30 protein-coding genes are annotated in these 14,473 nt (G+C 69.9%); 5 read left to right on the top strand and 25 right to left on the bottom strand.

Features of this window, described 5'->3' with window-relative positions; translation table 11 throughout:
• Window positions 1-40: 40 nt before the first annotated feature.
• The 5 genes from SGFS_RS32085 to SGFS_RS32065 form a co-directional block, all read right to left on the bottom strand.
• Entirely contained in the window at window positions 41-1,000 is a 960-nt protein-coding gene (locus tag SGFS_RS32085) for a hypothetical protein (protein WP_286255468.1), read from the bottom strand.
• Window positions 997-1,389, bottom strand: coding sequence for a GIY-YIG nuclease family protein (locus SGFS_RS32080; RefSeq protein ID WP_286255467.1), 393 nt, complete (start codon window positions 1,387-1,389; stop codon window positions 997-999). Before SGFS_RS32080 ends, SGFS_RS32085 begins: the two co-directional genes overlap by 4 nt.
• A 76-nt stretch (window positions 1,390-1,465) precedes the next feature.
• Window positions 1,466-1,642, bottom strand: a complete 177-nt coding sequence (locus SGFS_RS32075; RefSeq protein ID WP_286255465.1) for a hypothetical protein — start codon at window positions 1,640-1,642, stop codon at window positions 1,466-1,468.
• 132 nt (window positions 1,643-1,774) lie between these two features.
• Complete coding sequence (locus tag SGFS_RS32070) at window positions 1,775-1,909, bottom strand: hypothetical protein (protein ID WP_286255464.1); 135 nt, start codon at window positions 1,907-1,909, stop codon at window positions 1,775-1,777.
• The gene (locus SGFS_RS32065) at window positions 1,906-2,184 is read right to left on the bottom strand and encodes a hypothetical protein (protein WP_286255462.1); all 279 of its coding nucleotides are present in this window, start codon (window positions 2,182-2,184) and stop codon (window positions 1,906-1,908) included. The genes SGFS_RS32070 and SGFS_RS32065 overlap by 4 nt, the downstream gene beginning before the upstream one ends.
• A gap of 188 nt (window positions 2,185-2,372) precedes the next feature.
• On the opposite strand from SGFS_RS32065, the gene SGFS_RS32060 reads away from it, so the two are divergent.
• The 4 genes from SGFS_RS32060 to SGFS_RS32045 are packed head-to-tail and all read left to right on the top strand — an operon-like array spanning window position 2,373 to window position 3,526.
• Window positions 2,373-2,654 (top strand): hypothetical protein, encoded by a 282-nt coding sequence (locus SGFS_RS32060; RefSeq protein ID WP_286255461.1) that lies wholly within the window; start codon window positions 2,373-2,375, stop codon window positions 2,652-2,654.
• Window positions 2,651-2,902 (top strand): hypothetical protein, encoded by a 252-nt coding sequence (locus SGFS_RS32055; protein WP_286255459.1) that lies wholly within the window; start codon window positions 2,651-2,653, stop codon window positions 2,900-2,902. Before SGFS_RS32060 ends, SGFS_RS32055 begins: the two co-directional genes overlap by 4 nt.
• Window positions 2,902-3,123 carry a hypothetical protein gene (locus SGFS_RS32050; protein WP_286255457.1) on the top strand — a complete coding sequence of 74 codons (222 nt, stop codon included), beginning with the start codon at window positions 2,902-2,904 and terminating at the stop codon, window positions 3,121-3,123. Before SGFS_RS32055 ends, SGFS_RS32050 begins: the two co-directional genes overlap by 1 nt.
• Window positions 3,116-3,526, top strand: coding sequence for a DUF6221 family protein (locus SGFS_RS32045; protein ID WP_286255456.1), 411 nt, complete (start codon window positions 3,116-3,118; stop codon window positions 3,524-3,526). Before SGFS_RS32050 ends, SGFS_RS32045 begins: the two co-directional genes overlap by 8 nt.
• Before the next feature lie 737 nt (window positions 3,527-4,263).
• Here SGFS_RS32045 and SGFS_RS32040 read toward each other — a convergent pair.
• The 19 genes from SGFS_RS32040 to SGFS_RS31950 all read right to left on the bottom strand — a co-directional run bounded on the left by SGFS_RS32040 (window position 4,264) and on the right by SGFS_RS31950 (window position 12,915).
• Window positions 4,264-4,878, bottom strand: a complete 615-nt coding sequence (locus SGFS_RS32040; RefSeq protein ID WP_286255454.1) for a hypothetical protein — start codon at window positions 4,876-4,878, stop codon at window positions 4,264-4,266.
• Window positions 4,875-5,243, bottom strand: a complete 369-nt coding sequence (locus SGFS_RS32035) for a hypothetical protein (protein ID WP_286255452.1) — start codon at window positions 5,241-5,243, stop codon at window positions 4,875-4,877. Before SGFS_RS32035 ends, SGFS_RS32040 begins: the two co-directional genes overlap by 4 nt.
• The gene (locus tag SGFS_RS32030; RefSeq protein ID WP_286255450.1) at window positions 5,240-5,401 is read right to left on the bottom strand and encodes a hypothetical protein; all 162 of its coding nucleotides are present in this window, start codon (window positions 5,399-5,401) and stop codon (window positions 5,240-5,242) included. The genes SGFS_RS32035 and SGFS_RS32030 overlap by 4 nt, the downstream gene beginning before the upstream one ends.
• Complete coding sequence (locus SGFS_RS32025; protein ID WP_286255448.1) at window positions 5,398-5,640, bottom strand: hypothetical protein; 243 nt, start codon at window positions 5,638-5,640, stop codon at window positions 5,398-5,400. Before SGFS_RS32025 ends, SGFS_RS32030 begins: the two co-directional genes overlap by 4 nt.
• Window positions 5,641-5,677: 37 nt before the next feature.
• Entirely contained in the window at window positions 5,678-6,013 is a 336-nt protein-coding gene (locus SGFS_RS32020) for a helix-turn-helix domain-containing protein (protein WP_286255446.1), read from the bottom strand.
• A 35-nt stretch (window positions 6,014-6,048) separates the two neighbouring features.
• Window positions 6,049-6,309, bottom strand: coding sequence for a hypothetical protein (locus SGFS_RS32015; RefSeq protein WP_286255444.1), 261 nt, complete (start codon window positions 6,307-6,309; stop codon window positions 6,049-6,051).
• Window positions 6,310-6,399: 90 nt separating this feature from the next.
• The gene (locus SGFS_RS32010; RefSeq protein WP_286255443.1) at window positions 6,400-6,651 is read right to left on the bottom strand and encodes an FDXHR family putative zinc-binding protein; all 252 of its coding nucleotides are present in this window, start codon (window positions 6,649-6,651) and stop codon (window positions 6,400-6,402) included.
• 258 nt (window positions 6,652-6,909) lie between these two features.
• Complete coding sequence (locus SGFS_RS32005; protein WP_286255441.1) at window positions 6,910-7,200, bottom strand: hypothetical protein; 291 nt, start codon at window positions 7,198-7,200, stop codon at window positions 6,910-6,912.
• Window positions 7,197-7,889 (bottom strand): hypothetical protein, encoded by a 693-nt coding sequence (locus SGFS_RS32000; RefSeq protein ID WP_286255440.1) that lies wholly within the window; start codon window positions 7,887-7,889, stop codon window positions 7,197-7,199. Before SGFS_RS32000 ends, SGFS_RS32005 begins: the two co-directional genes overlap by 4 nt.
• 86 nt (window positions 7,890-7,975) lie before the next feature.
• Window positions 7,976-8,251, bottom strand: a complete 276-nt coding sequence (locus SGFS_RS31995) for a hypothetical protein (RefSeq protein WP_286255438.1) — start codon at window positions 8,249-8,251, stop codon at window positions 7,976-7,978.
• A gap of 260 nt (window positions 8,252-8,511) precedes the next feature.
• Window positions 8,512-8,856 (bottom strand): hypothetical protein, encoded by a 345-nt coding sequence (locus SGFS_RS31990; protein ID WP_286248354.1) that lies wholly within the window; start codon window positions 8,854-8,856, stop codon window positions 8,512-8,514.
• An 83-nt stretch (window positions 8,857-8,939) separates the two neighbouring features.
• The gene (locus tag SGFS_RS31985) at window positions 8,940-9,218 is read right to left on the bottom strand and encodes a hypothetical protein (protein WP_286248357.1); all 279 of its coding nucleotides are present in this window, start codon (window positions 9,216-9,218) and stop codon (window positions 8,940-8,942) included.
• A gap of 26 nt (window positions 9,219-9,244) precedes the next feature.
• Window positions 9,245-9,451 (bottom strand): hypothetical protein, encoded by a 207-nt coding sequence (locus SGFS_RS31980; protein WP_286255437.1) that lies wholly within the window; start codon window positions 9,449-9,451, stop codon window positions 9,245-9,247.
• The gene (locus SGFS_RS31975) at window positions 9,448-9,849 is read right to left on the bottom strand and encodes a hypothetical protein (RefSeq protein ID WP_286255436.1); all 402 of its coding nucleotides are present in this window, start codon (window positions 9,847-9,849) and stop codon (window positions 9,448-9,450) included. The genes SGFS_RS31980 and SGFS_RS31975 overlap by 4 nt, the downstream gene beginning before the upstream one ends.
• The gene (locus SGFS_RS31970; RefSeq protein ID WP_286255435.1) at window positions 9,846-10,343 is read right to left on the bottom strand and encodes a hypothetical protein; all 498 of its coding nucleotides are present in this window, start codon (window positions 10,341-10,343) and stop codon (window positions 9,846-9,848) included. Before SGFS_RS31970 ends, SGFS_RS31975 begins: the two co-directional genes overlap by 4 nt.
• A complete protein-coding gene (locus SGFS_RS31965) occupies window positions 10,340-10,504 on the bottom strand; it encodes a zinc finger domain-containing protein (protein ID WP_286255434.1) in 165 nt (54 codons plus the stop codon). Before SGFS_RS31965 ends, SGFS_RS31970 begins: the two co-directional genes overlap by 4 nt.
• Complete coding sequence (locus SGFS_RS31960; RefSeq protein WP_286255433.1) at window positions 10,501-11,247, bottom strand: zinc finger domain-containing protein; 747 nt, start codon at window positions 11,245-11,247, stop codon at window positions 10,501-10,503. The genes SGFS_RS31965 and SGFS_RS31960 overlap by 4 nt, the downstream gene beginning before the upstream one ends.
• On the bottom strand, window positions 11,244-12,362 hold the full coding sequence (locus SGFS_RS31955) for a hypothetical protein (RefSeq protein ID WP_286255431.1): 1,119 nt from the start codon (window positions 12,360-12,362) through the stop codon (window positions 11,244-11,246). Before SGFS_RS31955 ends, SGFS_RS31960 begins: the two co-directional genes overlap by 4 nt.
• Before the next feature lie 34 nt (window positions 12,363-12,396).
• The gene (locus tag SGFS_RS31950) at window positions 12,397-12,915 is read right to left on the bottom strand and encodes a GIY-YIG nuclease family protein (RefSeq protein ID WP_286255429.1); all 519 of its coding nucleotides are present in this window, start codon (window positions 12,913-12,915) and stop codon (window positions 12,397-12,399) included.
• 91 nt (window positions 12,916-13,006) lie between these two features.
• Here SGFS_RS31950 and SGFS_RS31945 point away from each other — a divergent pair, with 91 nt between their 5' ends.
• Window positions 13,007-13,219 carry a hypothetical protein gene (locus SGFS_RS31945; protein ID WP_286255428.1) on the top strand — a complete coding sequence of 71 codons (213 nt, stop codon included), beginning with the start codon at window positions 13,007-13,009 and terminating at the stop codon, window positions 13,217-13,219.
• 48 nt (window positions 13,220-13,267) lie between these two features.
• Here the strand turns inward: SGFS_RS31945 and SGFS_RS31940 are convergent, their stop codons facing one another.
• The gene (locus tag SGFS_RS31940) at window positions 13,268-14,449 is read right to left on the bottom strand and encodes a hypothetical protein (protein ID WP_286255426.1); all 1,182 of its coding nucleotides are present in this window, start codon (window positions 14,447-14,449) and stop codon (window positions 13,268-13,270) included.
• Between the last annotated feature and the right edge of the window lie 24 nt (window positions 14,450-14,473).

Here is a 14,473-nt window from a genome sequence, read left to right as displayed (position 1 = left end):
ACGGGGTCCTAGGGGAGGTAGAGGGCGGCGAGGAGACGGCTCACAGGTACTGGCCCGTGCCGTCGCCGATGCGCTTGGCGGTGCGGCGGATGCTGTCCGCGACCATGTCCGGACGCAGCCGGACGGCCTCGGACACGAGCGCGTCCTGGGGGACGCCGTGGGCGGCGAGCGAGCGGACGAGGTCGGACGGTCCGGACGCCGCCTCGGCAATCTTGGACAGGGGGTCTCCGCCGTCCGGACGCCTGTCCGGCCTGGTCAGGGCGCCGGGGCCGGACGCCTCCGCTTCGTGTCCAGACGCCGTGTCCGCCTCACTGTCCGGCTGTCCGGACATGTCCGGGCGCCCGGACAAGTCGCTGTCCGGAACAGCGGACAGTCCGAGCGCCTCTCCGGCAGCCGGGCCGCTCGCAGTGATGGCGAGGGGGGTGCGGCGGGACAGTTCGTCGCGTTTCCGGATGCGCTCCAACTGGACCCGGAAGGTGACGTCATCCCGCTCGATGGTGACCTTGCCTTGGGCGCGGATGAGGGCGATTTCCTCGGCTGCCTCGCGTTCGATCTCTGCGGCGCGCCGCCGGGCGATGTACTCGCTGTCCCGGATGACGCTGTTGATCTCCGCTTCCTGCTCGACGGTGAGGGCGGTCGGGTCTCGACGGAGCCTGACGTCACCTGTCCAGGCGATCTTCGCGACGATCGGGGGGAGCGCGCCGGCGAAGGCTGCGGCGTGGGTGATGTTCCAGCCGTGCCATGCGAGGAGTCCACATGCGACGCCAAGGGTGATCCACTCGACGATGGCGGTGAACCGGCCGCCGATGCCCTTGTAGGACAGATACTGGACCACTCCCCACAGGCCGTCGACGCTTACCGCGGCGAGGATTCCCCACCGGCCGGACTGCACGAGGTCGGTGATGCTCCACCCGGTCCAGCAGAGGGAGACGAGGGTGAAGGCGATGGCAACCGGTGTGAGGGTCGTCAGCCGCGGCCTGGTCGTGGTGCCGGTCTTCACTTCTGGGCTCCGGTCGGCATGGGGGCGGTGAACACGTTGAAACGGGCATGCCTGCGGGCGAGCATGGCTTGGGCATGCCAGTGGTTGATCAGGTCAGCTACGGAGGGGTCGAACGCGAACCATTCGGTTCTGCCGACCCTGAGGTGGGAGAGGGCGGCGTGCAGCTCCGCTTCCCTGCTGCGCCCTCCGGGGACGACTGCGATGACGTTGCTGGAGGGCAGGGAGAGGGCCCGGACACGGTTCCGCAGGTTGGCTGTCGTCCCGATCTTCACGCGGTTGCCGTTCAGGACGAAGTAGACGACGTCGGCGTGCGGGCCGTCCGGGATGTTCAGCGGCCGGTATCCGGTCTCGCGGTCGAACTCTCCGATGCTGAATGCCAGGTCGTTCACGGTGCTCCTCCGGGAGCGGGTGGAGCCGCCCCGCGCGGGGGGATGGTCGCGCGGGGCGGCGGCTGGTGGGTGGCTGTCAGGTGAGGGCCACGCCGAGGATTGCGGCGACGGCGAGGATGCAGAGGAGGAACATCGCGCCGCAGCCGGTTTGGGGTTGGTTGTCGAACGATGCGCGGTCTTGGAGTTCGCGCATGGTGTGGCCGTTGCCGGATTGGTCGGGGCGGTTCCACTTGCCGCTGAAGGTGTCGCCCATCAGCGGTTGCCTCCTTGGATGGCGGTGAGGCCTTGGGGGTGGGGGCGTGGGGGTCGGATGGGGAGGGGTTCTTTGGCGCGTTCGTGTTCGGCCATCAGTGGTTGCCTCCGCTGGTTCCGGGGTCGGTCCAGGTCACTGGTGGCCTCTTCCGCCGCAGGTGGTGCAGGTGCGGAAGACGGTGGTGTGGCCGCCGTCGGGGTGGGGGGTGGTGTCGGGGTAGCCGCCTTGGCCGCCGCAGCCGGTGCAGGTGGGGCCCTGGTAGCTCACTGGGCCACCGCCGGGCGGGGCAGGGCGCGGCACTTCTCGGCGTGGCCTTGGGCCTGCTCGTGGATGGCGTCGAGGGTGAACGGGGTCCCGAAGGGCCCGGTGTACTCGCCGACGCTCGTGCCGGTGCAGGCGGTGCACCGCCAGTGCGGGGCCCGGTCGTCCGTAATGTCGACGGTGGCGCCGCCGACGGTGAGGTAGCGGGCTTCGACGCCCTCGGGCCACGGCTCGGTGCGCGGGCTGGGCGGCGTGGGTGCTTGGTCGGTAGCGTGTCCCATCAGGGCCTGCTCCTTCGTCGAGGTTGTGGGTGGGCCCGCCCCTGGTCCATATGGCGTTCGCAGCGCCGGGCCAGGGGCTTACTTCATTGGGCAGCGTGGGCCGCCTTGCTTCACCGTAGGGGGACCCCCTACCGTTGCGCAAGTGGCCCGCCGACGAGAGGGGCCGTGTGAGCGAGGAGGCGCAGCGAGTGTTCGACGCGATCGATGCACTCGGGCAGATCGCTGACCCGACCGAGCGGGCAAAGCAGATCGGCGCGGTGTTGAAGAACCTGCCGGACCGGAACAAGGCGTTGAAGGGGCTACGGCAGTCGGCCGTGCTGGAGATGCTGGGCCGCGAGGGCGCCACGTACCGGTCGGTCGCCGACGAACTGGGCGTCCACTTCACGACGGTGCAGGCCATCGTGAAGGGGCATTCGAGTTCGGGGACCGTGCGTCCGAAGAAGAAGCAAGAGCCGAAGGAGCCCCAGTGACCACCACCGTTGATCCGCGTATCGCGATCCTGTCCCGTCTGTCCGACCCGCCGTACAACGAGGTCACGGAAACCCGCTGCGTGCCGTGGGATGAGGCGGCGCAGCTCCTCGACGCCTACCGGGCGGCCGAACTCCGCAACTTTCTGTGGCGTCTGGAACAGTCCTCCGGGGATGCCGTGGCCGCGAAGTTGGTGGAGGACAACCCGGATCTGGCCGAGCTGCTGAACGCGACGGAGACGGAGGCGTGATGGTGGCGGCATTCAACGTGACGGCCTACCGGGGCAACCGAAACTGGCATCTACGCATCGGCGACTACAGCAAGACGGTGCGCGACGGGGAGGGTCTGCCTCCGGCGCGGGAGCAGGCTGAGGCGCTGCGCCGGGAGTTGGCGGAGCGGTCGCATCGGAACCGGCTCGGCTGGACCCACATCGGCATCCAGCCCGTGGCCGAGGAGGCACAGGATGGTTGATCTTGCGCGTTGGCTCGGCCAGCAACTCGACGTCGACGCCGAGCGCGCCACGGCAGCGGCCGACAACGACAGCGGCGAGTGGTTCATGGGCGACAAGTGGAACGTCTACCGCGCCGAGGACGAGGCTCCTGACGAGGACGTGGAGACGAACGCGTTGGTCGTCTACGGCAACGTGAAGTCGCAGTCGGAGCACATCGCGGAGTGGGATCCGGCTCGGGTGCTCCGCGAGATCGACGCCAAGAGGCGGCTGCTCGACGAGCACGAGGCCACTGGCTTGAAGGGCTGCGCAGCGTGCGGCTTCACTCTGGAATACATGGGGCACGGGCCGTGGTGCACCACGCTGCGCCTGCTCGCCCTGCCCTACGCTGACCGCGATGGTTACCGGGAGGAGTGGTCTCCGTGAGTGACACCGCTTGGGGCTGACTGCCCGCACGAACCGCTGCGCCCCCTCGTCGTGGAGACCGAGGGGGCGCTGTGACGCGGGGGTTCCGTTCTGCCCTACGTGGGGCGTACGGTTTTTGGCGAGGGGGGGCGCCCACTCGTAGCGCGGCCCGCCATCCCAGTGATTGGGGTGGCGGGCCGCGTCGTGTCTCCGGGGGCCGCTTGCCGCGCGGTGTGACTCCCGCTGATTCGGGCACCGCTGCGGGAGGATCCAGTCACCTGGTTCCGGCCTTGTCCCGGCAGACGTGGCCCGCTCGGCCTTAAGCCGACGACTTCTCGGGTGCCAAGGTTTCCCAGGGCAGACGAGCGTTGCCACGACCAGGATGCCAGACCCGCCCGCCGGGTACCGTCCGTCCAGCACCCGTACAACGAGACGAGGCCACCATGACGACGCTGTATCTCCCCGGCGAGCAGCCGACCACCGACGACGGCCCGGCACGCGTGTCCCTCGTGACGTTGGCCGCTGGGCGTGGGGCCAGTTCGCCGGCGCTTACGCGGGTCGTGTCGCACGGGCCCGCCCGTCGTGGCCCTGCTCGGGTGGCGGTGGCGGCGTTCCAGTCGTCCGTCTGAACGTGGGCGAGCCCCGTTCTCGGGGTGGGGACGGGGCTCTCGCGGAGTCTGTGACCCTTGGCCGTCGGCGTCCAGTGGATGCCGGGCTCAGGCGTTCGCGTCATGCCTGAGGCCAGGATGGCACGGGCGTCAAGCCGGGCCGGGCTGGTGGCACCCACACGCACAAAGTTGACCAGTGAACTTCTGATTGGTGCGGCAGCGGGCGTGCATACGCTCGGCCCACTGCCCGAGTTCGGCGCGCCGAGGGTGGCTCCAGTGGACGGCCACGGCAAGCGTGTAGGCCGTCACGCATGCGGTGGAGGTGTAGTCGGGGATGCTGCCGCGGATGAGGTCGAGTAGGTGATCGGGGAGCTGCTCGCGGGTGTCGCCGGGCGGGGGTGGCGTCCAGGCGGGTTCGGTTGTGTCCGTGCCGTCCGGTACGGCGGGCTGTTCCCCGTTGAGGGCGGCCCGGAGTTGCGTGGTGGCGGGATGGGCTGCCCATTCGTCGCCTTCGTGGTCGGCGATCAGGCCAGCGACGGCGGTGAGTTTGGCTTCGGCGCGGTCGCCGCGTTCCTGCCACGCGTACCGCTCCTCGGCCATCTCCTGGCGTTGCGCGAGGGCGCGGCGGGCGGCCTCGTCGGCGGTCTCGGCGCGCTCGTGCAGTTGGTCGATGCCGTCGCGGAGCCGCTGCTGTTCGCCGGGGGTGAGGCCAGCCCCGGCCCGGTTGGTGAGGTTGCGGAGTTGGGCGATGGTCGGCTGGGTCACTGGCCGTTCCTGTCGTGGAGGCCGAGGGCTTGGCGTACCCCTGGGTAGCGGTCGTTGGCGTAGCTCTGCCGCTGGATCTGGAAATCGACGGGCAGGCCGGTGCGCTGCCGGGCGAGTTCACTGATGGCGGCGCAGATCAAGCCCCACCTGCCGTCGGCCTGGTCGAACGGGACGGGCGGGAACAGCTGGTCGAACTCGTCGTCGGGGAGGATGAGCCGGACGTCGACGTCGCGCCACGTCTTGCCCACTGCGGCGGTGCCGACGAGGTACGGGAGGTGTCCGAACGCGTCGTTGATTTCGCGGCCGAAGGCGTCGAGGTGGAGGGCGGCGGGCATTCCGACGCCGACCATGGGGCGGTCGTTCACAGGTATTCCTCCGGCGGGTTGAGCGTGGTCATCCGGTACAGGTCGACGGTGCTGGCGCCTTGGTATTTGAGGTCGCGGAGATGCGCGTCGGGGTCGGGGTCGTCGTAGTCGCCGGCGTTGGTGCAGACGTCGTGCCAGTCGATCGGCGGCGCCGTCACGGCTGGGCCTTCGGGTCGATGAGGTCGGCGGCGCGCCCTAGGCCGGGGCCAAGCTCGTAGTCGTAGTTGGGGCTGCCGTAGCTGCCGGACGCGGTGCGTAGCTGCTCGGCGAGGTGGTGGGCGTAGTCGTCGACGAGTTGTTCGGGTGTGGCGTCGAACGTGCCGCGCGCCCAGGTGCGGTCGATGGCGGCGAGGAGGCGTTCGCGGGGGTCGGTACGCCACGCTTCGGGATCGGTCACGTCGGTCTCCGTGTGTTGGTGTGGCACGGGCAGGGGCTCAGGCGGGGGTGCCGCAGGTGCGGCAGGTGAACCCGGCGGGCGGATGGTCCATGCAGGCGGAGCATGTCGGCGGGGTGATCAGGCGTTGGACGGTGACGCCGAAGGTGGTGGCGAGGGAGACCACGTCGTCGATGTAGACCGCGACGGGTTCGGCGTCAGGCTGGGCGGCGCGTTCCATCCGGCAGATGGTGCTGAACCCGACGGGTTTGCCTCCTGCGGTTTCGGTCTGGCGTGCGAGGGCTCGTTGGGACCAGCCGTGCATGGCGCGGAGGGTGGCGACGTTCGCGCCGACGGTTCGGGACACGGTGAGGTTGTCGGTGCGGGGGCCTCGCATTGGGGTCTCCTCGGGGCTGTACGGGCGTCAGGCGGTCAGTTGGTGGGCCAGAGGAAGACCGCGTGCACGGCGTCGTCCGGGGCCTGGAACCAGTCGTCCGGTTCTTCCTTGGCGAGGCGCTGCTGCTCGGTGAGGTAGCGGTCGCCGGACCAGGTGGTGTCGGCGGCGTACATGCAGGCCTCGGTTGCGTCGAGCGGGGAGAAGCCGTTGCCTTCGGCGTCCTTGGCGAGGATCACGATCGTGTCGTCGGGGAGGTTGAGGGCGGCGAGTTGGGCGCGGAGTTCAGCGAGGGTCATTGCTGGCCTTCTCTCGGGGCTGTGTGGCCGTCTGGCGGCCGTTGGGAGGGCGGGAGGGCCAGCGGGGCAGCTGGCCCTCCCCGGAGGCCGTCAGGCGGCCTCTGCGTCCGCGTTGGTGGTGAATCGGAGGTCGCTGCCGGGTGCCTGCCAGCACGGGCCCCACGGCTGTTCGACGGCGATGAGCCCGACGGTTGCCGGGTCGACGCAGCGGCGGTCTATGCCGGGGCGGCCGACGCGGTGCTTCTCGGCGGCGCTGTCGGAGTTGAACGTTTCGTGACAAGACGGGCAGTGGGCGCGGCGGAGGCCGGTCCAGGTCTTGCCGCATTCTCCGTGCGTGATCATGGTTTCTCCTTCGGTTCCGGGTTCGGGGCTACGGCTGGCGCTCTTGGGGTTCGGGGTCGGGCGGGAGCGCCGGGAGGGGGTTAGGCCGTCTACGGCTCGCTATGAGTGCGGGAAACGGCAAGTTCTCGGGGGACCCTCGGGCGGTCCTGCGCTCAAGCCAGTCGCTGACCGCCGCCACGCCCGCCATCCCCGCACACCCGGCCGCCACCACCCACAGCGAGACCACCCACGCGCAGGCCAGCCAATGCGGCGGGCCACTCACTCCGAGGCTCCGGTATGGCGCTTGGCCGCCCACTCGGGGTCGTACCGGGGCGCCGGATGCAGCCGCTCCCCGGCACGCCACGCGCGGACGTTCGCCAGAGTCCGGCGCGGATGCACCAGCCACACCAGAGCGAGCGCGGCCACGGCGACGGGCATGGCGGGCCAGAACCGCCAGGTTCGCCAGCCGGGGGTGGTCCAGTCCTCGGCCCAGTCGACGACGCGATCCCACCGGGCCCGGCCGAGGAGGAAGCCCACGGCCAGAGCGGCGGCGACGATGAGGGCGGTCACGGCTGCACCCCGTCCTGCCACGCCCCGATATCGGGCTGCTTGCCCTTGATGGCGTCCCGGATCTCGGCGAAGTGGTCCGCGCCGCACATCACGCAGTCCTGCCGTTCGCTGGGGTCGGTCTGCTCGCGGTGCTCCCGCGCTTCGCGGAGGACCAGGGCCACGCGGACGATGGCGGCCTGGTAGGCGGCGAAGTTACGGCCGGGCACGGGCTGCTGCTGCGTCTCGGCTTCCGGTGTCTCGTTCTGCTGCTCGCCAGCCACACACGGGCCGCCGGACGGCTGCTCGCCGTCGAGCGCGCGGATCGTCGGGCAGGGCCAAGGGTTCTCGTCGCAGCCTTCGATGCCGTCGGGGTCGCAGCCGATGCACCACTGCTTGAGCTTGCAGCGGACGTTGACGCACTCGACGGGTTGGTGCAGGGCGCGGACTCGGGCGACGGCCTCAGCGTCCGCTCGTGTCGCGGGCGGCGGGACAGACACGGCAGCAGGAGCGGGCCCGACGACCACGACCGTGGTCCGCTGCGCGATCCGGTACACGAACTCCGGCCGCATCCTGCGGCGCGCTGCAAGACGCTCGGTCGCGAAGTCCAGATCGGTGGCCGTGCTGCTGGCTTGCTCCCACGTGCCGTCAGGCTGCTGGCACTGGACGAAGTACTCCACCGTCTCGCGGCGGTCGGTCTCGGGGTTGGTCACAGCTTCTCCTCGGGGATGATCAGGGGGGCCGGACGCCGGTAGGTCGAATACCGGCGGCCGGCGTTCTGGCGGGGTAGCCGGATGCGTCAGACCGCGGCGGCGGCGCGGCAGGGCTCGCTGCTGTACTCGCCGTTGTCCTGTCGCTGGCAGGAGCAGACCTGCTCTTCGCGGATGTGGGAGCAGCGCTCGATGCCGGGGTCCTCGCGGCCGTCGTCGTCGAAGTACTCGTCGCACTCGCGGTCCAGGCACTCGAAGGTGCCGACGAGAACCGTGACGGGCTCGTGCGCGGTGTCGATGCTGGGGACGATGCCGTGCTTGGGTCGGGCGTGCTCGCGTACCCGGCACGCCTCCCACGGCACCATGTCGCCCTCCTCGGCGGAGCAGGCCAGACAGGCGGATCCGGCGGGGCGGACAGGCAGAGGATGCCGTCGTCGTAGGGCTGGTGGTTGCACATCCACTGGTCCCAGGCGTCGGTGCCCTGTTCGGGGATCGGCTTGTGGGGGCAGTGGTCGGTGTCGGCGGACCAGTAGTAGGTGCCGGGCTCGTGCTGGTCGGTCATCGGGTGGCCTTTCGTGGGTGGGCGGACCGGTCCCCGCGTGGGTGATCGTCGGCTGGGCGCGGGCTACACGACGGGGTTGAGGGCGCGGGCCACAGCGGCCGGGTGGTTGGCGCTGCACCAGCCGCAGGTCTCGGCGTCACGCTCGGACGGGTCGAGCATCGCCAGGCAGCCGAGCCAGTCCGCGAGGGCGAGCGCGAGGGGCGGGTCCATCGCGGCGATGAAGGCGGCGCACTCGGGGGTTTCGGCGGTGGCGACGTCGTAGAGGCCGTGGTCGCCTTGGGTGACGTGGCGGTCGTCGGCGTGGAAGCGGGCGGCGACGGGGTTGGGCGGGCTGATCGCGGCGACGAGTTGGCGGAGCTTGTCGGCGGCGGCTCGGAGTTCGGCGGCTTCGGCGGCGGCGGCGGTCATGGTGGTGTCCTGTCTGGTTGCCGTCCCACCCTTGGCGAGACGGTGCGGTTCGTGTCGATGGCGGGAAGACGCCACGGGCGCGGTCAGGTAGGCGGCTCGGCCGCGGGGTCGAACGGGCGCTTAAGCCGCCACTGGTGGCCGCACTCCCGGTTCGTGCAGCAGGCGCGCGGGCGGCCGACGGTGCGCGAGTTGTCGGCCATGAGGACGCGCGGTTCGCAGTCCCATTCCTCGCGGCGCACCACACCGTCGTCGCCGATCACGGCAAGGCCCCAGTCGAGGTAGCCGGTGATGTCCTCGGCGATGGTCACCGGCGCTCCGCATTGGGTGCAGGCGAGCGCGCGGGGCTCGGGCGTGGTGTTCACGGTTGTCTCCTGTGGTGGGCGGGGGCTCAAGCGGCGGGGGTGATGAGGCGGAGGCGGGTGGGGCGTTGTTCGCGGGTGGCGCCGACGGCTTCGCGGAGGGCGTTCCAGTGGGCGTCTTGCTCGGCGGGCGTCCACGGGGAGGGGCGGGGCTCTGCGGGTTGGGGCCGGTTCGGGGGTGGTGCGGGGCGGACCGGGATGGTTTCGGCGAGGAGGCGTTCCAGCGGGGTGCTCACGTCTCCTCCAGCGGGAGTTCGGTCTGCTGGCCGGTGGTGGCGGCTTCGCGGGCGATGCAGCGGCGGCAGACCTCGGGGTAGTGGATGGCGAGCGAGGAGTGCAGGGCCATGGCGGTCTGGTGCTTGATGTGGTCGGCGAGGGTGCCGTGGGCGGCCATGTCGTCGATCGCCTCCGGGGTCATCAGCGGTTCGTCCAGGGGGACGTGGCAGCCGCACGGGCATCCGGCCTCGCCAGGCAGGCCGAGTGCGACTATGTGGGCCCAGCAGGCGTGGTGCTTGTGCTGGCGGCAGGCGGGGCAGATGAGGGTGTTCTCGCCGAAGGGGACGACGACTTTGCCGGGGCGGAGTTCAGAGTCCTTCGCGCGGTAGCCGCGAGAGCGGCCAGCACCCCGGGTCATCGGCCTCCCTCCGGGTGGTGGCAGCCGACGAAGGCCAGGTCCTCGTACAGGTCGGCCAGCTCGACGACGGCGGTCCGGACTTCCATGGCCGAGCCCGTCCAGTCGGCTCGGTTGGCGATCTCGTGGGCCCCGGCGTGCGCCTCGTGCTCGCTCGCGGCAACGGCGATCAGGAGGCCGGAGTAGTGGCCGAGCCGCCAGCGCAACGGGCTGTCTGTGTCGACGTGCTCGGGGATGCGGTAGACGAGAAGACCCGGCATGTAGCCGCGCGCCTGGACGGTGGCGGGTCCGGTCTCGCAGCGGATGGTGTGCTCGATGACCGGCTGCTCTGTGTTGGGCCGGACGCAGGCGGTGTGGTTGTGGCAGTTGCAGCGTCCGCATCCGGCGCACATGTGGGTGGCTTCGGTGTCGCAGAGGCCGCAGCCACCGCCGAGGGCGATGTCGAGGCTGTCGGCGAGGATCATGCGGTCAATGGGGTTCGTGGGCTGGCTGGTCACTGGCTGGCTCCTGTCTGACGGGCGGTCTGCACGGTGTGGGCGGTGATGCGTGCGTCGTGGGATTCGACGGCGAGGCGCCGTCCGCGGGGGCTGGTGCAGCGTTGGCCGGGGCTGGCGTTGCACCACGGGCAGCGGATCTGCCACTCGGGCGGCTTGGTCACGGCTGGTCCTCGACGATCACGGCGTCATGGATGCGGCCGTCGTCGCGGGCGAAGTGCTGGGCGGCGCGCGCCCGGATCGCCTGCTCCTCGACGGCCCGCTGCTCGGCGGTCTGCTCCGGGACGCCCTGCGCGGCTCTCAGGCGGGCGCTGTGAGGCTTCGGGCGGGGCTTCCCCAGCGGCCGCTTCTCGGACGCTCCCGGGCTCTTGCAGGGGCGGCCTATGGCTGCATGGCAGGCGGGACACTCGACACCGAGCGGACCGGCACGGCGGATGCTGTCGGCTTCGGCTTCCTCGTCGGAGTCGGCAACGGTGCGGTTGCCTTCCCAGCCGCGGGCCGTGAGCTCCTTCACGAACTCCCGGTCCCGCTTCGGGTCGGCTTCGAGGGCGAGCCGGCCGACGGGTGCCGGCGCCCGGCCGGAGGCGATTGCCTGGACCTGGCCGCGGTAGCGGGCCATGAACTCGCCGACCGACTCGTCGGGCAGGGGCTCGTACTGGAAGTTCTCCAGCCGGGCCGAGCGGAGCTTGGAGCGGAGGGTGCGGACGTTGTGGGGCTGGATCCACAGCCGCTGGTGCGGGTCCTTGGGGGGCGTGCCGTAGAAGCGGGCGACAGCGGTGCGCGCGTCGTTGTCGTACGGCACGTCGTGGAGTGCCGAGGCCCAGGCGGTGGCGTCGGCCTCTCCGACGGTGCGGTTGTCGAAGGCCGCGCAGTGACCGAGCAGCAGGGCTGCCTCTGAACGGTTCATCCCTCTGAGTCCTCCTGGGCGAGCCGGGCGGCAAGTTCCATGGCCCCGGCGAATCGGCGGTCGGCGGTGGAGGGGCGGGCGAAGTCGAGGACGTTCTCGGCTCCGGCCGCCATGGGCAGCCGTTGCGGCTGGGCGTTCATGGCTTCGTTGACGAAGCTGGGGATTGCGGAGGGGGCGGAGCCCTTGGCCATCCAGCGGGAGAGGCCGGCTCGGATGTCGTCGGCGTCGATGCCGTCCTCGAGGAGTTTCTTGATCTGCTTGGAGGTCTGGCCGATGGTCTGGCTGGGCGGGCGCTTGGCGCACCGGTCGATCCATTCGCCGACGATCGTCTGTGCGGTGACGGGCTCGAGGGGGGCGGCTTTGGCCGCTCCGACGAAGTCGGTGTCGTCGACGACGATCAGCTCTGGTTCCTCGTCTGCCTCGGCCGACCCCTCTTCTACGGGGTAGGGGAAAGGGGCAGGGGCAGGGGCAGGGGCAGGGGCCGCGCGCACGTACGTGGCCGCGCGCCCGCGCGTAGAGGCTTTCGGACCCCCTTCGTCAGGGGTATCGGAGGGGGTTCCCGAAGGGGTTCCGGAGGGGGTTTCGTAACCCCTTCCGTGAGGGTCCGGGGTGGGGGTCCCGAAGGCTCGGCGAAGGGTCTCGATGTGGGTGGCAACCTGCTCCCGGATCGACGGACCGTCCCCGCCGTTACGGAGCTTCGCCGGGGCGTCGCTCAACTCCTCGAGCGGGATCCGGTCCATCTCCGCGAGCATCGCCGCCTGAAGCTTCCGCGACGTGATCTCGAGCGCGCCGGACACCATCGCGCCCATGACCTTCGGCATGCGCCATACGCCGTCGTTACGGACGAAGGTCCGGATGAGGAGTTCCTCGGTGTCGTCGTCGACGACGATGAACCGGGCCTTCTCGAGGCACTCGATGCGCTGCTCGAGTTCGGCAACGGTCAGCCCTGACGCCTTCCTGGCCCACCGGCGGAGTGTGAGGTCGAGCAGGCCGGCGTGGTTCAGGTTGGGCTGGGAGATGAGGAACAGGTAGAAGCGCTGCTCTCGTTCCTCGAGCGCGAGGAAATCGTCGTCCTCCCAGATGCTGGTGAGGATTCTGCCGTGACCGCGAGCCATCAGATGAGTCCCTTTGCAGTGCAGGTGGAGCTGGTTACAGCTGGTTCGATTCGTCCGCGAACGCGGCGGGCGGTGGGGGTTCCGGCTGGGGGAAGCGCTCGGGCTGTGTCAGGAGAGCCGCGAGGCTGGCGATGAACTCGGGCTCGGCGTCGCGGAACAACAGCGCCGCCGCGTCCTCGGCGTGGCCATGCAGATGGAGTGAGGCGTTGGCCGGGCCGCGCAGGAACAGCTTGTTGAAGCGCGGCTGCTCGCTTCGGATGGCCGCCTTCTCCGCGACCTTGACGGCCTCGTACGACTGGTAGAAGGACACGGCCACGTACTCGGCGAGGGGCCACCATTCCGAGTGCTTGCGGTGCTGATCCCAGCGAATCCCGCCCCCGGCTGTGATGCCGATGTAGAGCGGCTGCTGGTCGCTGTCGTAGAAGCGGTAGAGGAAGTCGAACTTGTGCGACGACTCCCACTCGCGATGGGTGCGCTCCGGCGCCTGGAAGTACTTCGTGGGCGCGTCGCGGTCGAGCTTCCGCAGCGGGAAGTGAGTGACTCTCAAGGTCATGAGAATGAGAATACCGTTCGCGATCGCGGTTCGCGACCCCATAGCGCGGACGCGTAGCGCGATCGTGACAACGTGTGTCACCATGAGGGCCATGGACACCCCCGACGCCCTCGACCTGGAGATTCAGGCCGCCGCCAAGAAGCGCGCTCGCGCTGAGAAGGCTTTCAACGACGCCGACAGAGAGCTGCGAGCCCTGCTCGTGCAAGGGCGAGCAGAGGGCAAGGGGCCGTCGCACATGGCCAAGCTGACGGGCTTCACCCGCGAGTGGGTCGCGAAGATCGCGCCCGCCCCTTCCTCGTCCTGACACCGTCGTCCTCCTCTCCTCTGGGCTCCGCCGTGTGCGGGGCCTCGGTCATGTCTGTGGGGTGCGCCAGCAGTTGGTGGGCACGTGGTTGTCGCAGCGCCATCCGGCGGCGTAGAAGCGGGCCGCCTTGCCGCAAGTGGGGTTGCCGGTGTCGCAGACGCCCGGCTTGGGGCGTCGGATGGTGGGAGCCACCGGCCGCTTCGGGGTCGCTGCGGCGAGCGTCGACAGATCGATGGCCAGCGCGTGCATCGCCGCCAGCTCCGCCTCTTTGCGGCCGGAGTGTCCGCGGCGCGCACCGTTTCGGGTTGCCGGCTGGCTGGCTGGCGCGCCTTCGAGCGGCGCGAGTTTCCCGTCGCCGTCCAGGGCGGATATGTACCGCTCGTAGCATTCCCGAGTCGTCCAGAAACTCTTGGGCAGCGCGGTGACCTTGGCGTTCATGACGTATCGGAACTCGTCCAAGGCGCCGTGGATCAGGGCTTGATCGAGCGTGATCCCCCGCAGCGGCTCAGTGCGGGCATGGGGTTTGCCGCAGCCGGAGATCTTCCCCTTGGGGCAGTAGACGCCGTTGCGGACGTCGCAGGTGAATACGATGATTTCGCGCAGGCCACCTGTGATGATGAGCGGTCGGTTGAGGTCTTCGATCCACTCCAGCGGCACGTCGCCGTCAGTACGCAGGATGGGCGCCGTCTGCTTCTTGAAGATGGCTTCCTGGTCCGTGTGGAACATGGGAACGCGGCCGGCACCAGCGATGAGTTCAATGCGTCTGGTCAGGCCTTTGTCGCGGCTGAAGTCGGAGTGCTGGTGCTCGTAGTCCAGGGGCACGACGCCTTCGAGGAGTGCGTCGGCGATCGTCTTTCCGTCGGCGGCGGGTACTTCGTTGCGGGACTTCAGACCATCGCGGTCGCCGACCAGGCAAGCGCGCCTCTTGTATCCCTTATGCCGAGGCGTCTCGACGGACTGGTACGGGTGGTCTTGGCTTTCGCCGGGCTGGTGCCTGACGACGCGGTTGCCCCTGTGGTTGGTGAAGGTCTGCATCCACTGGAGTTCGCCGTGGTCGGCCCAGCAGAACCCGCACTGAACGAGCTTGGCTTTCGGCGAGTTGATGTTGAGGGCGCACAGCTGATCCCATTCACGGTCGAGCAACTTCTCGGCGTCCAGCTCGCGGTGAATGCCTCGCTGGGCAGCCAGGAACAGGCTTCGGTCAGTGACGATGATCTGGTTGTTCAACATGCTGCGCGCTCCTCCTTCCTCCGG

Origin of the sequence: Streptomyces graminofaciens, assembly GCF_030294945.1 — a bacterium.
Lineage (GTDB): Bacteria > Actinomycetota > Actinomycetes > Streptomycetales > Streptomycetaceae > Streptomyces > Streptomyces graminofaciens.
This window is presented reverse-complemented; position numbering and strand designations above follow the sequence as displayed.